Genomic DNA, 13,567 nt, shown 5'->3' with positions numbered 1-13,567 from the left:
AAAAGCCTAATTGGCGACTAAAATATTAATTAATGAGACTGTGTTTATTACTCTGTTTGTTTGCTGTGTTTTTGAATTGTGAAGATAAAAAATCTAAAAACAAAAGCACCCCAAAAACCAAAACTGAAAAGGCAGATAGTTCTGAACTAAAAACAGCATCAGATTCCAAGGTAGTGAACGAATTGCCAGAGCGGGAATTTCCGTTGTTGACCGAAAAAAACGCTATGGAATTTTTCTTGCAATACGACAAAAAACACAAAGAAAATAAGGTACGCATTACTACCGACATGGGCTCGTTTGATGTGTTGTTGTATGATGAGACCAAATTCCATCGCTCTAATTTTATTTTCCTTACCAAACAGAAGTATTTTAACGGCACGCAATTTTACCGCGTAATTGATAATTTTATGGTGCAAGCCGGCCATAGCGACGACCAAAAAACTTTAGACAAACGCCATGCCATTGGGCAATACCTGTTGCCTCCCGACACCAAGCGCGGGTTTAGGCACGACCGCGGCGTGATTTCTATGCCCAGCAGTGAAATTGACAACCCACATAAACTGGCCTCGCCCTACGAGTTTTTTATTGTACAACAGCACGGCGGCGCCCATTATTTAGATGGCGATTATACCATTTTTGGCCATGTTACCCGCGGTATGGACGTGATAGACAAAATTGCCAAGGTGGAAACCGATGATGCCGATTGGCCATTACGGAATATTTACATCCGAAATGTGGAGATTATTGAGTAACTATTCGCAATAACCACTTTAATTGCTCCTGTAAAATATTTCTGCTATTTTAGTTGGCGAAATAATTTTTGGAAATAAATATAATGGGACTAAATTGTATTTAGCCAATTGTTGTTCGTAATAGTGGAAAACAAACTTTTAACATAAATATAAGACAATTTGGCTCAAATTTTGTAACTTATAACATGTGATTTCGTCTAATATTTAACGATGTGAAAAGTTCAATTTGTTATTTATAACAAATCTAAATAATAGATTATTCGATGAAATAAAAACAAGATATAAACAAATACTGTACTTTTGCAGTGACCAAATGATTAAAAGAAAGGATAAGAAGATGAAAAGTATTTTTGAAAAATTGCAGGATTATTTCAATAATACCTCTGATGAACAGATTGCTAAAGACTGGAATTCTACTTCAGAATTAGATAATATTAACAGTCCTACAATCGAGGAATTTATTGAGCATTCTAGCTGTTTTTTTATGCTAGACCAAAGTCCACCAGAATTAGAACCAGAAAGTTTTGTTAATAACATAAAAAATCCGAATTTTACTTCGGATTTTTTTTTGACCAAAACTTATGCAAAAAGCAAGCTTTTCAATTCAAAGATATTATTTTGACAAGGTAATTATTGATTTACAAAACCACACTTCTGATAAACTTTTCGTTGACTTTAAACCTTCCGGCGTTTTTGATTCCAAAGACTCTACATATAAGTTAACATTTGACTTCTTGGCATTTACAGATGACCAAAAAGGCACACAACCTTTTGTAAACATAAGATGTAACGGATTCTTCAAATTTGAAAATGTAAACTCTTTGGAGGAAATTCCTTCTTACTTCTATCGCAATAGCATAGCTATTTTGTTTCCTTACTTAAGAGCGTTCGTAAGCATTGTAACCAACCAAGCAAATACTCCCCCTATAGTTCTTCCTACCATGAACTTAATTTCATTAGAACAACCTTTAAAAGAAAATACTTCAATAAGCAATTAAAAAAGGAGACTTTTCTTGGATAGAAAAACAATATATCAAACTCTTGATGATAGAGAAAACCCTGACCAAATTGAACAAGAAGGGCCTTTTCTTTGTACCAGAAATAATGCTTGGCTAGGTAATGGATATTACTTTTGGGATACATTTGTAGACAATGCCCATTGGTGGGGAAAAGTAAGTTTAAATGATAATTATGTCATTTGTGAGGCTAATTTTGATTTTCACACTGACACTTGTTTCGACCTTGTGGGAAAAACAGAACATATGATTGACTTTGAAAGAAGTATTAATTTAATGAAGTCAAAAAAGTTGTTGAACAGAAAAACAACTGTAGCACGAGTTCTGTCCTATATGAAAAATACTCTTAAATTATTTAATTATAACGCTATTCGTGTTTATGGTGTTCACTCAAAATCAAAAGATTTAAAACCAAACTATCAATTGAAATTTGATTTAGGGAAACCACAATATTTAGATTATAAACCAGCTATACAAATTTGTATATACTCATTCGATAATCTAAATTTTGGTAATTATTCCATTGTTTATCCTGATGATTATGTTTCTGGATATGTTGTTTAAAACTACTACACACAACAAAGGTAACCGTTACACAACCCCATAACTTTTTAAAAACATGGTATATAAACCCCCATTTTAAGAGCGTTTATTGTTTTTGACGGCCATACGTCAACCATAGCGCCATTAAACAGATGACTTCTCACTATAGCTAACGGGAAATCCTTCCATTCACCTTATCTAGAAGTGACTAAAAATCATTTCCAAACATCCCACGCACCTATTATCTTTGCACTTGTAAATTACGGCACGCCCTGCCATTTGCGGTTTAACACAAGTTTTCGTAATTTGACAAAGTCTCTCAAAAAAATTAATTATGATCAGGAATTACAGGAATGAAGAATGGAAGTGGATTAAATTTGATGAAAACATTGCCGATAACGAAAAATTCAAAATATCAAATTACGGTAGAATAATAAATTGCAAAGGTGAAAAGGAATTTATAGTAAAGGAATCTTTTATTAACGGCTACCGAAACCTTCATGTAAAACAAAAACACAACGGAAAATCGACCAGCCGATACGTACACAAACTGGTCGCCCAGCATTTTTTACAACAAAACGATGGGGTTTTCGTGATTCATTTGGATTACGATAAAACCAACAACCGCGTAGAAAACTTAAAATGGGCTACAAAACGCGAGAAGGAGCAGCATCAATTCAGCAACCCCGAATACAAGAATAAACCCCGCAAGCGCACTTATTCCAAACTTACGGAAACTAAGGTAAAACTCATAAAACGAAAAATTAACGACCCCAACCGACGGACCCGATTAAAGATGATTGCTAAACAGTTTGGAATTTCGGAAATGCAGCTATACCGCATAAAAACGGGCGAAAATTGGGGGTCGGTTACCGAGTATTAATCGGTATCCACATCACCCCTGTAAATATTCGGTAAGGCAATCTTAAACTTTACGGCCAGCAATCGGGTGATGATGACTACGAGTCCGGCAATGACAAAAACAAAATCGTCCTTTATCGGGAATTCGCGGAGCACGAAATAAATAACACCTCCCAAAATACAGGCGGTGGCATAAATTTCCTTTCTAAAAATAACAGGTATTTCATTGCAGAGAATATCGCGGGTTACCCCGCCAAAACTGGCGGTCATGGTTCCCAAGGCAATACAAATAATGGGGTTTAACCCAGCATTCAGTCCTTTTTCAATTCCCACTAGGGTGTACAGCCCAATTCCAATGGTATCGAATAAAAATAGGGAGGTACGCAAATAATTGATTTTACTCCTAAAAATGATGGCAAAAATGGCCGAAGCCAAAATCACGTATGTATAGGTCATATCGCGCATCCAGCTCACTGGGGTTTCGCCAATAAGCACATCGCGCAGCGTACCGCCACCAACGGCCGTAACAAAAGCGATAATCAAAACGCCAAATAAATCCATCCGTTTGTTAAATGCTACCAGCACCCCCGAAATGGCAAAGGCTATGGTCCCTAAAATATCTATGGTATAGAACATACGTTTCTTTGTTAATCGTCATGCTGAACTATTGTTAGGAGCAATGTCGAAGTACAATTTAGCATCTTATAATTTTAATATGTCATTGCGAGGGACGAAGCAATCTGTTTAAATTTTAGGTTCAATTCATGAGATTGCTATACTACTTTAGCAATGACGGTTCTCTGAGATTTCGAGACAATCCCGATAACAATCGGGACGGAATGAATGATTCAGAGAATTTTTCTTTTTTTTTTTGAGACCCCGAGTCAAGCTCAGGGTAAGCGATTCACACACGTTTTGCTCACTAAAAAAAGACCCTTCGGCCATAGTTTACCTTGAGCGCAGTCGAAAGGCTCAGGGTAAGCAGTCTGCACAAATTTTTCTGCATTGCATTTGAAAAATTTGGCGACCTTTTAAAAAGACCCTTCGGCTCCGCTCAGGGTAAGCGATTCACACACCTTTTGCGCGGCAAAAGGCGGTTCTCTGCTTACATATCTTGGGTGTAATAATTATAATCTTTTAAAATCACGTCAATAAATTCCATATCTGTTTTTTGTTTCACTTCTTTTATGCCCACAACTTCAACAATTTTACTTCTCAATTTTATTAGCGTTTGGTAATCTTTTGCCACTCGTGCTACGCCAAAAGTATCTTTTATAATTCTTGCATCGTTATCCGACAGCTTTATCACATTCGGATAAGTTGGTTTGTAATCGTCGCGTAAATTTTCAAGAATGGTATGACTGATGTTAACACGGTCCTTTAGCCCAATAACAGCCGTGCCGGCAGCCATATCCCCTATACGCTGCGTTTTCTTACTGAATAACATCACGAAAAAGCCCATTCCGAAAATATACACATCCACAATCCTGAAAAACCAGCGCACTACATAATCGGCAAACGACGCTTGATAGCCATCAATTTTCACCACTTTAATTTTCAGTACCCGTTTCCCAATGGTTTGGCCTTCAAAAAGTGACTCTAATGCCAAAGTGTAAAACATCACCGGGAAACTCAACACCGTATTAATCGCGATTTGCGACCATTGGTCCATGTTATCAAAAGCCCCAAAGCCATAACTCATCAACATTAAATACCCAATTTTAATGGCCATATCAATTAGAAATGCCAATAACCGCTCTCCCGCTCCACTGGCACGGAAGGCAATTTTTACATTTTGGGTCGTGTTAATTTGTAACTCTGACATTTTATATTTTAATTTACCTGTCGTACATTTTGATAAAATTCGTCATTTCGAGTGAATTTCACGACAGAATGAGTGAAATTTGTATCGAGAAAAGGAATTTTAATCCAAAGAAAGGTTCTCGATACGATTTATCGTTCCGCTTCGGCTACGCTCAGCAACCACTCAAAATCACTCGAACTGACGTTTGAACAAAATTAATGTGCATAATGCACCACGGGTTGAAATTTATGAAAAATACATGAGGGAAGTTTCATTCATCAAACAAAATAAGGAAAAATGGCTGAGTTTTGAAAAGGCCATTTTCAATAACGATTTTAAAAACCCCGATGAGTTAGCCTCTCAGTACATCCATTTAATAAACGATTTGGCTTATGCCCAAACCTACTACCCCAAAAGCAAGGTTATTACTTATTTAAACCAATTGGCCGCCAAAGCCTTTCAAAAAATTTATAAAACGAAGCGTCACGACACCAACCGATTGGTAGGTTTTTGGAAAACCGAAGTGCCACTAATCTGCTATCAATTCCGAAAGTTTATTTATGTGGCCTTTATCATTTTTTTCGCCTTTACTTTTATTGGTGTGATTTCTGCTGCCAACGATGGCGAGTTCGTGCGCTCCGTTTTGGGCGATAATTATGTAAACATGTCGTTGGAAAACATTGAAAAAGGCGACCCCGTGGCTGTTTATAAAAGCGGCAGCAATTGGGGCAGTTTTATTGGCATTACCATCAACAATTTACGGGTGGGCATCATCGCTTTTGTTATGGGCGTATTTTTGGGGGTTGGCACGCTCTACATCATGTTCAACAACTGTATTATGCTGGGCTCGTTCCAGTATTTCTTTTATGAAAAAAATGTGTTTTGGGAAAGCGTTCGTGGTATTTGGATTCACGGTAGCATGGAAATCTTCGCCATTGTTATCGAGTGTGCCGCCGGACTCATTTTAGGAGCCAGCATTCTGTTTCCGGGCACCCATTCGCGATATACCTCATTTAAAATGGGCGCTAAAACGGGTATTAAAATTTTAATCAGCACCATGCCGTTTACCTTTGCCGCCGGTTTTTTGGAGGGCTTTGTAACCCGCTATTCCAACATTATGCCGCATTGGCTTTCGGTGAGCATTATTTTAATTACTTTAGGCATCATTAGTTATTACTATTTGATATATCCGTTTAAAATCCAAAAGCAAATTACGCAGCAGCCGGTGTTAAGTCCGTCACAACTTTGAAAAACCCCAAAATACATATTATCCCTTTCGTGCTGTTGATGTGCTTTCTTTTTCAATCTTCATTGGCGCTTTCATTTTCTGAAGTTCCACAGAACATCAGGCAGTTCGACGACGATTTCAAGGAACGCTACAGCGGAAACAAATACAATTACGAAGGGCACGACATCGTTGGTGAAACACCCATGGGTTCGGGCAATTACGAAGACTATAAAAAAAACGACAAAATCAAAAGCAAAGAGGACAACAACGAGGGGTTCCTCTCCATGGATTTAAGACCGATTAGTTGGCTATTTTATATCGCTATTATTGGCGCAGTAATATTTCTGGCCTATATTTTAATCAACGAAGGCAGCTCCGGATTATTTTCGCGAAACCACCACCGAAACATTGGCAAACACGAAGACATCACAGCTGAAAACATCGAACAATCCGACATCGACACCTTCATTTTAAATGCTGAAAAATCTGGAGATTATCGCCTCGCCATTCGTTATTATTATTTACTGGTTTTAAAACATTTAAGCCTAAAAAATTATATAAAAGTTGAGGAAGACAAAACCAACAGCGAGTACCTCAATGAAATAATCGACAAACCATTCAACAAAAATTTTGAATACACGGCCTACCTTTACAACTACATTTGGTACGGCGAATTTGCCATAAACCAACAGCAGTACCAAACGGCAAAAACCCATTTTTCAACCCTTTTAAAGCAGGTCGGTTAAGCATGAAAAAGGTTTTGCCCATACTGCTCATTCTCGTTGCCTTGGTGGTAACCGCCTCTATATTTGTGGGCATCAAACACACCAAAACGGTTGATTGGGAAGAATCGTTCAACGAAAAAAGTAGCAAGCCTTACGGCGTTAGTGTGCTTTACAAAGAACTGCCCAAATTGTTCAGTAACCATAAAATCCGAACCGTTTACCACCAACCGGCCAGTTATTTACAGGCGCATTCCGAAGATGGTTTCGGCGACCATGTGGCCGTGGGGAGTTACATTATTATTGGCAATTCCAATTACCTGGAAGACGACTCGGTGGATGAACTATTGAATTTTGTGGACAAAGGCAACGCCTTGTTTATTTCAGATTACACCTTTCCGCAGAAATTGCACGACACCCTGCATATAGACGTAAAATATATCGCGAATAAAACCGATAGCATTTCAACTCAAAAACTGGAAGACTTCAACATTAACACCATTGAAATTGACCGCAATGAAGGCGACAATTATTTTTCTCGTTTCGACTCGATAAACTATCGCGTTTTAGGGCATTCAAGAATCGATTACTGGCATGTTAATTTTCTTGAAATCCCTTTCGGAGGCGGCAAAATTTACCTGCATACCGAACCCAAAGCCTTTACCAATTACAATATTTTAAAGGAAAACCGCTACCAATATGTAGAAGGCGCGCTGTCGTATTTACCAGAAAACGATGTGTATTTTGACTCGTTCACCAAAATTCAAACGGGCTATGATGGCAATGTTGAAAAAGAATCGAATCTCGGGTGGTTTTTAGAGCAACTGCCGTTCCGATGGGCTTGGTACACCGCCATTATTTTCGGTATTCTTTTTATGATTTTTAATGCCAAACGCCGACAGCGCATCATTAAAATTATCAAGCCACTGCCCAATACTACGGTAGATTTTGTTAAGACAGTTTCGAACCTGTATTTTGAAACGCAAGACCACAAAAACCTCATTGATAAAAAAATAACGTACTTTTTGGAAAAAATTAGAACCGATTACCATTTGGACACTTCGGATTTAAACGATGAATTCATTGAAAAACTGAGTTCAAAATCCGGAAGAAAAAAAGAGTTGGTAAAAAAAACCATCGGATATATTAATTGGTTACGAAGCAAAAACGAATTTTTTGAAGACAACCTTATTAATCTAAACCGCCACATTGAAGCATTTTATACCGCATAATTATGGACGACAATAAAGCACCCCAAAACCCAAATCCAGCCACCGAAGACACACAGGAAAACACCATCGATTCTATCGACAGCAGTGCCTTGAACGACAACAGCACTTTAGAATTTAAAAACCGATTGGACTTGTCTGGACTGCAACAGAGTGTTAACCAAATCAAGCAGGAAGTCGGCAAAGTGATTGTGGGCCAAAAAGACATGGTCGATATGCTGATTGCCTCGCTATTGGCCAAGGGGCACTCGCTTATTGAAGGTGTCCCCGGCGTGGCGAAAACCATTACGGCCAAACTTTTGGCGAAGTCGTTGAGCGTGGGTTTTAGTCGCATTCAGTTTACCCCCGATTTAATGCCGAGCGATATTTTGGGAACTTCGGTTTTCAACCTTAAAGATTCAGAATTCGAGTTTAAAAAAGGCCCCATTTTTTCGAATATGATTTTAATTGACGAAATAAACCGGGCACCCGCCAAAACCCAAGCAGCACTGTTTGAGGTGATGGAAGAGCAACAAATTACCATTGACGGCCATAAATATATATTGGACGCGCCATTTATGGTTTTGGCCACCCAAAACCCCATTGAACAAGAAGGCACCTACCGCTTGCCCGAAGCACAATTAGACCGTTTTCTGTTTAAAATTGATGTGGATTACCCCAATTTAGTCGATGAAATTGAAATATTAACCCGAGAGCACCAACTGAGAGATAAAGCCAAAACCGATGCAATCACAGCATTTTTAACGGCCGAACAAATAGCCGAATACCAACAGTTGGTCACTCAAGTTTTGGTAGAGGAGCACTTACTAAAATACATTGCACAAATTATAGTTGCTACACGAAGTAATCCGTTTTTGTATTTGGGAGCTTCGCCACGGGCTTCCATTGCTATTTTAAAAGCCAGCAAGGCCTTTGCCGCTATGGGCGGACGCGATTTCGTAACGCCAGAAGACATCAAACGAGCCGCGATCCCCGTGTTGCATCACCGCGTTATTGTTACGCCAGAGCGTGAAATGGAAGGGGTTACCAGCAAACAAATCATTAAACAGATTATTGAAACTGTGGAAATTCCGAGGTAGTCGCAGTACTCAGTTGGCAGTAGGCAGTCAACAGTATTCAGTAAAAAAACAAAAATATTCGTGAATTCGTGGCAACTTCTAACTTCTAACAAAGATTGAAATTCCTTAAACCGTTTTACATACAGCCCCGTTTTTTCCATGCTGGAATTGGCATTGTGGTGCTGTTTGCCATAAGTTATTTTATTCCGTTGTTGTTTAATGTGGCGCAACTTTCCATCTTGATTTTGATGGTGCTTTTTATTTTGGACGTATTAATTGTTTTCCTCGGAAAAAACAAAATACAGGCCAAACGGATAGTGCCCGATAAATTTTCTAACGGCGATAAAAACGCGGTGACTTTACAAATTGAAAACCGTTACCCGTTCACCATTCATTTGGAAATCATTGACGAAATACCGGAACAATTCCAAGAGCGGGATTTTAAATTGAAAAACAGTATTGCGCCACGAAAAGAAAAAACCATCACCTATAATTTGCGCCCCACCGAACGCGGCGAATATTATTTTGGCAGCTTGAACGTTTACGCCCATTCGGTATTGAACATTGTCGCCAAGCGCTACACGTTCAGCGACAAAGCTATAGTGCCCACCTACCCTAGTTTTAAGCAACTGAAAAAGTTCGAGCTTTTAAACATTAATCAAAATTCTTTGGAATATGGTTTGAAAAAAGTGCGTCGTTTGGGGCACTCCATGGAATTTGAGCAAATAAAGGATTATGTTTTGGGCGACGACCTCCGCACCATAAACTGGAAAGCCACAGCCAAGAAAAACCAATTGATGGTAAATCAATTTCAGGATGAAAAATCGCAACCCGTGTATTCGGTCATCGATAAGGGGCGTGTCATGAAAATGCCCTTTGAAGGTTTAAGCCTGTTGGATTATGCTATAAATTCTGCATTGGTAATCAGCAATGTAGTATTGAAAAAACACGACAAAGCCGGGATGCTATCCTTCTCCAAAAAGATTGAAAATGTAGTAGTTGCCGAACGCCGAAGTTCGCAAATGCAGTTGATTTTAGAGTCGCTTTACAACGTGAAAACCGATTTTTTTGAAAGCGATTTCAGCCGATTGTACGCCAACGTAAAGCGGCACATTACCCAACGCAGCCTCATTTTAATGTACACCAACTTTGAAACTTTAGATGGTTTGGAACGGCAGCTTGCGTATTTGCAAGCCATTTCCAAAAGTCATTTGTTGGTGGTTATTTTCTTTAAAAATACCGAATTGGATGCGTTGATTCATGATGACGCCAAAACCATCCAGCAGGTTTATGATAAGGTTATTGCCGAAAAATTCGATTTTGAAAAGCGCCTTATCGTCAACGAACTGAAAAAGCACGGCATCCATTCCATATTAACCACGCCCGAAAATTTAACCATTGATACGATAAACAAATATTTGGAAATCAAGGCGCGGGGGTTGTTGTAAAACAAAAAAGACGACCCAACCAGGCCGCCTTTCATCGCTATCAATCAATCCCACTTGGGTTAAACGGTTTCGCCCAACCAAGCTTTCATCATCCAAACCGTTTTTTCCTGTTCCGTTATAAAATCGCTCATCATCGAGTTGGTACCTTCATCATTCGCATCATCCGATTCATCCAGAATCTGTCTTTCAATTTTCAAAAGTTCTGTTAAAGAATCTACAATCAGCTTTACTGCTTTTTCGTCTTCAGAAATATTCTTTCCAACGGGCACTTGTGCTTTGGCAGCATAATCCTCAAAAGTATGAAGCGGTGTTTCGCCCAGGGTAAGTACACGCTCGGCAATTTCATCTACTTTAGCGTTGGCATCGGTATACAGTTCTTCAAATTTTTCGTGTAAATCGAAAAAACGCTTTCCTTTTATATTCCAATGGATGCCTCGTAAATTTTGATAATAAATCTGAAAATTGGCCAATAATGTGTTCAAATCGTTGGCTAAAACTTTTGTTTTTTGCGAGTCTAATCCTATACTGTTAAGTGTCATGTTTACTATGTTTTTTTGTTTACTACAAATTTAATTTATAATTAACCTTTGATTCAATAAGTTTTATTGATACTTTTTATATTTTTATAGCCTAAATTTATATGTATGACGATTACCCAATTATATTATGTATTGGCCGTTGCCGAAAACCAGAATTTCACCAAGGCCGCCGAAAAATGCTTTGTTACCCAACCTACGTTAAGCATGCAAATACAAAAGCTGGAAGACGAATTGGATATTCAAATTTTCGACCGTAGTAAAAAACCCATCGAACTTACCGAAGTAGGAAAAAAAATAGTTAATCAAGCCCGAAATATAGTTAACGAATCGTACCGCATCCAAGATATTGTAGACCAACAAAAGGGATTTATTGGTGGCGAGTTTAAACTAGGCGTTATCCCCACGGTAATGCCCACTTTGTTGCCCATGTTCCTAAAAACTTTTATAAAAAAACACCCCAAGGTAAAGCTTAAAATAGAGGAACTTACCACCGAAGAAATTATTGCTCGAATAAAAGACGGGCATTTAGATGCCGCCATTGCCGCTACCCCTTTAGAACAGGAGAACATAAAGGAACGCGTATTATACTACGAGCCTTTTGTAAGCTACATCCCAAAAGGGCACCGCTTACACACCAACAAAAAAATTGAGGTCACCGACCTCGAAATTGATGATATGCTTTTGCTCGAAGACGGCCATTGTTTCCGAGATGGCGTGATAAACCTGTGCAAAGCGTTTAAAAACCAATCAGATGAGCAATTCCAGTTGGAAAGTGGCAGTATTGAAACTTTAATAAAACTCTCTAACGAAGGTTTGGGCATGACGCTACTGCCCTACCTGCATACTCTAGATATTAAAGAAAATGAACAAGCCAATCTACACTATTTCACAGAGCCTTCGCCTGCCCGCGAAGTAAGTATTATTTACCACAAAAGCGAACTGAAAATGCAGATTATCGAAGCCTTACAAGATGTTATTTCAGGGATTATACGTGGAGCTATTGCTTTTCAGGATGTGAAGATTATTAGTCCGTTGCCCAAATAGTTTGTAAGAATTATTTTTATATTAGTGCTGATTGAAAAAATCCTGGGGATAAACATGGAAATTATGCTAAGAAACATCCTTATCCTTCCCTTTTGGAATTTTATAGGTTTTTCAATCACAGATATAAACAAGTTGTAAAACATTTAACTGAATGAAAATATTCCGAAATGTCTATTTTATAATTTCCTTTTTATTACTAATCTTTTTAGGAAACAATTATTATAAATATCAATTTGATAAAAAAATAGTATTTGTAGATAAATCAAAAGAAGAATTAATACTATACTTCAATGATATTTGTTTAGGAGCAGAATATGGAAATTCGAAAAAGATTACTCGAAAATGGAAAACACCTCTAAATTTATATATCGTAAAAGATAAAAATTATAAAGAACAAATTAATTTTATAAGAGAGTCAGTTGAAAAAATAAATGAATTAGTTTCTGATAATTTTAAAATTTCAATATCTAATGATTCTATAAACGCAAATGGTCATTTATTCTTATGTTCAGATGAAAAACTCAAAACTTACCCTGAACCTTTCAAGAAAATATTTAACAATGTGGATATAAATAATTTTGGCTTTTTCAACTATAATTTTAGGAACAATATTATTTATAACACATCTATTTTTATTAATACATCAAAACCTATTGAATTTCAAAAAACTGCAATTATCGAAGAAATAACTCAATCACTTGGTTTTGGAAATGACTCTGGTTTATACTCAAATAGTGTTTTCTATCAAGCTAAGTACGACACAAAAAAGACTGTGTTGGATTTTTCAGAATTTGATAAGGAATTAATAAAACTATTGTACAATAAAAAAATGAAATCAGGATTGAACAGATTAGAAACTGAACAAGTTTTAAGGGAAATTATTGAATAAAATAAATCTATAAAAACGTTTTACAACACCGTATAAAATTAATTGCTGGTTGTAGCCAATTTACGAAAGTCCTTGCGGACTTTCTATCCGTGATTTATTTGCTAATTTTAGTGCTTAAAACACGCAACTAATCTTATACATCAACGTTGTACTGCATTAACCCAATGAACTTTCCTGAAATAGGTTGACTAAAAATTAAGCAATTAATTACTGGAATTACTACATTAGACTGGACATAAAGATGAGAGCATATGTTTGCTAGTTTTTATTTTAGCAATTATGAGAAGAAAATCTAAACATTACACCCTAGAATTTAAACAAAAAGCCGTCGAGTTGAGTTATGCCAGAGGCAATGTAAAACAAGTATGTGAAGACCTGGATATATTTCCATCAGTACTTTACCGCTGGCGTAAGGAGCTAAAGGATTATGGCAA

16 protein-coding genes are annotated in these 13,567 nt (G+C 37.5%); 13 read left to right on the top strand and 3 right to left on the bottom strand.

The genetic code is table 11. The features are described from left to right. The first annotated feature begins 32 nt into the window (after positions 1-32). The 5 genes from HC176_RS13245 (at position 33) to HC176_RS13225 (ending at position 3,194) form a co-directional block, all read left to right on the top strand. A complete protein-coding gene (locus HC176_RS13245; protein WP_167919061.1) occupies positions 33-752 on the top strand; it encodes a peptidylprolyl isomerase in 720 nt (239 codons plus the stop codon). A gap of 337 nt (positions 753-1,089) precedes the next feature. Then, positions 1,090-1,374: a hypothetical protein gene (locus HC176_RS13240; protein ID WP_167919059.1), complete on the top strand. Its 285-nt coding sequence runs from the start codon at positions 1,090-1,092 to the stop codon at positions 1,372-1,374. Beyond that, complete coding sequence (locus tag HC176_RS13235; protein WP_167919057.1) at positions 1,334-1,750, top strand: protein-export chaperone SecB; 417 nt, start codon at positions 1,334-1,336, stop codon at positions 1,748-1,750. Before HC176_RS13240 ends, HC176_RS13235 begins: the two co-directional genes overlap by 41 nt. Before the next feature lie 15 nt (positions 1,751-1,765). Then, positions 1,766-2,332, top strand: coding sequence for a hypothetical protein (locus HC176_RS13230; protein WP_167919055.1), 567 nt, complete (start codon positions 1,766-1,768; stop codon positions 2,330-2,332). Between the two features lie 313 nt (positions 2,333-2,645). Next, complete coding sequence (locus tag HC176_RS13225) at positions 2,646-3,194, top strand: HNH endonuclease (protein WP_167919053.1); 549 nt, start codon at positions 2,646-2,648, stop codon at positions 3,192-3,194. Here HC176_RS13225 and HC176_RS13220 read toward each other — a convergent pair. Further along, positions 3,191-3,808, bottom strand: coding sequence for a trimeric intracellular cation channel family protein (locus HC176_RS13220; RefSeq protein WP_167919051.1), 618 nt, complete (start codon positions 3,806-3,808; stop codon positions 3,191-3,193). The genes HC176_RS13225 and HC176_RS13220 overlap by 4 nt on opposite strands. Positions 3,809-4,277: 469 nt before the next feature. Continuing rightward, a complete protein-coding gene (locus HC176_RS13215; RefSeq protein ID WP_167919049.1) occupies positions 4,278-4,997 on the bottom strand; it encodes an RDD family protein in 720 nt (239 codons plus the stop codon). A 238-nt stretch (positions 4,998-5,235) separates the two neighbouring features. Here HC176_RS13215 and HC176_RS13210 point away from each other — a divergent pair, with 238 nt between their 5' ends. The 5 genes from HC176_RS13210 (at position 5,236) to HC176_RS13190 (ending at position 10,661) form a co-directional block, all read left to right on the top strand. Then, complete coding sequence (locus tag HC176_RS13210) at positions 5,236-6,225, top strand: stage II sporulation protein M (protein ID WP_167919127.1); 990 nt, start codon at positions 5,236-5,238, stop codon at positions 6,223-6,225. Beyond that, complete coding sequence (locus HC176_RS13205) at positions 6,222-6,950, top strand: hypothetical protein (protein ID WP_167919048.1); 729 nt, start codon at positions 6,222-6,224, stop codon at positions 6,948-6,950. The genes HC176_RS13210 and HC176_RS13205 overlap by 4 nt, the downstream gene beginning before the upstream one ends. A 2-nt stretch (positions 6,951-6,952) precedes the next feature. Next, a complete protein-coding gene (locus HC176_RS13200) occupies positions 6,953-8,158 on the top strand; it encodes a DUF4350 domain-containing protein (protein ID WP_167919047.1) in 1,206 nt (401 codons plus the stop codon). 2 nt (positions 8,159-8,160) lie between these two features. Beyond that, positions 8,161-9,234 carry an AAA family ATPase gene (locus tag HC176_RS13195; protein ID WP_167919046.1) on the top strand — a complete coding sequence of 358 codons (1,074 nt, stop codon included), beginning with the start codon at positions 8,161-8,163 and terminating at the stop codon, positions 9,232-9,234. Between the two features lie 95 nt (positions 9,235-9,329). Continuing rightward, the gene (locus tag HC176_RS13190) at positions 9,330-10,661 is read left to right on the top strand and encodes a DUF58 domain-containing protein (RefSeq protein ID WP_167919045.1); all 1,332 of its coding nucleotides are present in this window, start codon (positions 9,330-9,332) and stop codon (positions 10,659-10,661) included. A 59-nt stretch (positions 10,662-10,720) separates the two neighbouring features. Here the strand turns inward: HC176_RS13190 and HC176_RS13185 are convergent, their stop codons facing one another. Beyond that, positions 10,721-11,200 carry a Dps family protein gene (locus tag HC176_RS13185; RefSeq protein WP_167919044.1) on the bottom strand — a complete coding sequence of 160 codons (480 nt, stop codon included), beginning with the start codon at positions 11,198-11,200 and terminating at the stop codon, positions 10,721-10,723. Between the two features lie 105 nt (positions 11,201-11,305). Here HC176_RS13185 and HC176_RS13180 point away from each other — a divergent pair, with 105 nt between their 5' ends. The 3 genes from HC176_RS13180 to HC176_RS13170 form a co-directional block, all read left to right on the top strand. Next, positions 11,306-12,244 (top strand): hydrogen peroxide-inducible genes activator, encoded by a 939-nt coding sequence (locus HC176_RS13180; RefSeq protein WP_167919043.1) that lies wholly within the window; start codon positions 11,306-11,308, stop codon positions 12,242-12,244. Between the two features lie 151 nt (positions 12,245-12,395). Then, complete coding sequence (locus tag HC176_RS13175; RefSeq protein WP_167919042.1) at positions 12,396-13,133, top strand: DUF2927 domain-containing protein; 738 nt, start codon at positions 12,396-12,398, stop codon at positions 13,131-13,133. A 255-nt stretch (positions 13,134-13,388) separates the two neighbouring features. Further along, positions 13,389-13,567: transposase (locus tag HC176_RS13170; protein ID WP_167919040.1), on the top strand; the 179-nt coding region annotated here is incomplete at its 3' end.

This window comes from Tamlana crocina (genome assembly GCF_012037625.1).
This window is presented reverse-complemented; position numbering and strand designations above follow the sequence as displayed.

Excerpts from the sequence above, each read along its gene's own strand:
- HC176_RS13220 (WP_167919051.1), bottom strand. The coding sequence starts at position 3,808 with ATGTTCTATACCATAGATATTTTAGGGACCATAGCCTTTGCCATTTCG.
- HC176_RS13175 (WP_167919042.1), top strand. The coding sequence starts at position 12,396 with ATGAAAATATTCCGAAATGTCTATTTTATAATTTCCTTTTTATTACTA.
- HC176_RS13215 (WP_167919049.1), bottom strand. The coding sequence starts at position 4,997 with ATGTCAGAGTTACAAATTAACACGACCCAAAATGTAAAAATTGCCTTC.
- HC176_RS13200 (WP_167919047.1), top strand. The coding sequence starts at position 6,953 with ATGAAAAAGGTTTTGCCCATACTGCTCATTCTCGTTGCCTTGGTGGTA.
- HC176_RS13210 (WP_167919127.1), top strand. The coding sequence starts at position 5,236 with ATGAGGGAAGTTTCATTCATCAAACAAAATAAGGAAAAATGGCTGAGT.
- HC176_RS13245 (WP_167919061.1), top strand. The coding sequence starts at position 33 with ATGAGACTGTGTTTATTACTCTGTTTGTTTGCTGTGTTTTTGAATTGT.
- HC176_RS13235 (WP_167919057.1), top strand. The coding sequence starts at position 1,334 with ATGCAAAAAGCAAGCTTTTCAATTCAAAGATATTATTTTGACAAGGTA.
- HC176_RS13225 (WP_167919053.1), top strand. The coding sequence starts at position 2,646 with ATGATCAGGAATTACAGGAATGAAGAATGGAAGTGGATTAAATTTGAT.
- HC176_RS13180 (WP_167919043.1), top strand. The coding sequence starts at position 11,306 with ATGACGATTACCCAATTATATTATGTATTGGCCGTTGCCGAAAACCAG.
- HC176_RS13195 (WP_167919046.1), top strand. The coding sequence starts at position 8,161 with ATGGACGACAATAAAGCACCCCAAAACCCAAATCCAGCCACCGAAGAC.
- HC176_RS13240 (WP_167919059.1), top strand. The coding sequence starts at position 1,090 with ATGAAAAGTATTTTTGAAAAATTGCAGGATTATTTCAATAATACCTCT.
- HC176_RS13185 (WP_167919044.1), bottom strand. The coding sequence starts at position 11,200 with ATGACACTTAACAGTATAGGATTAGACTCGCAAAAAACAAAAGTTTTA.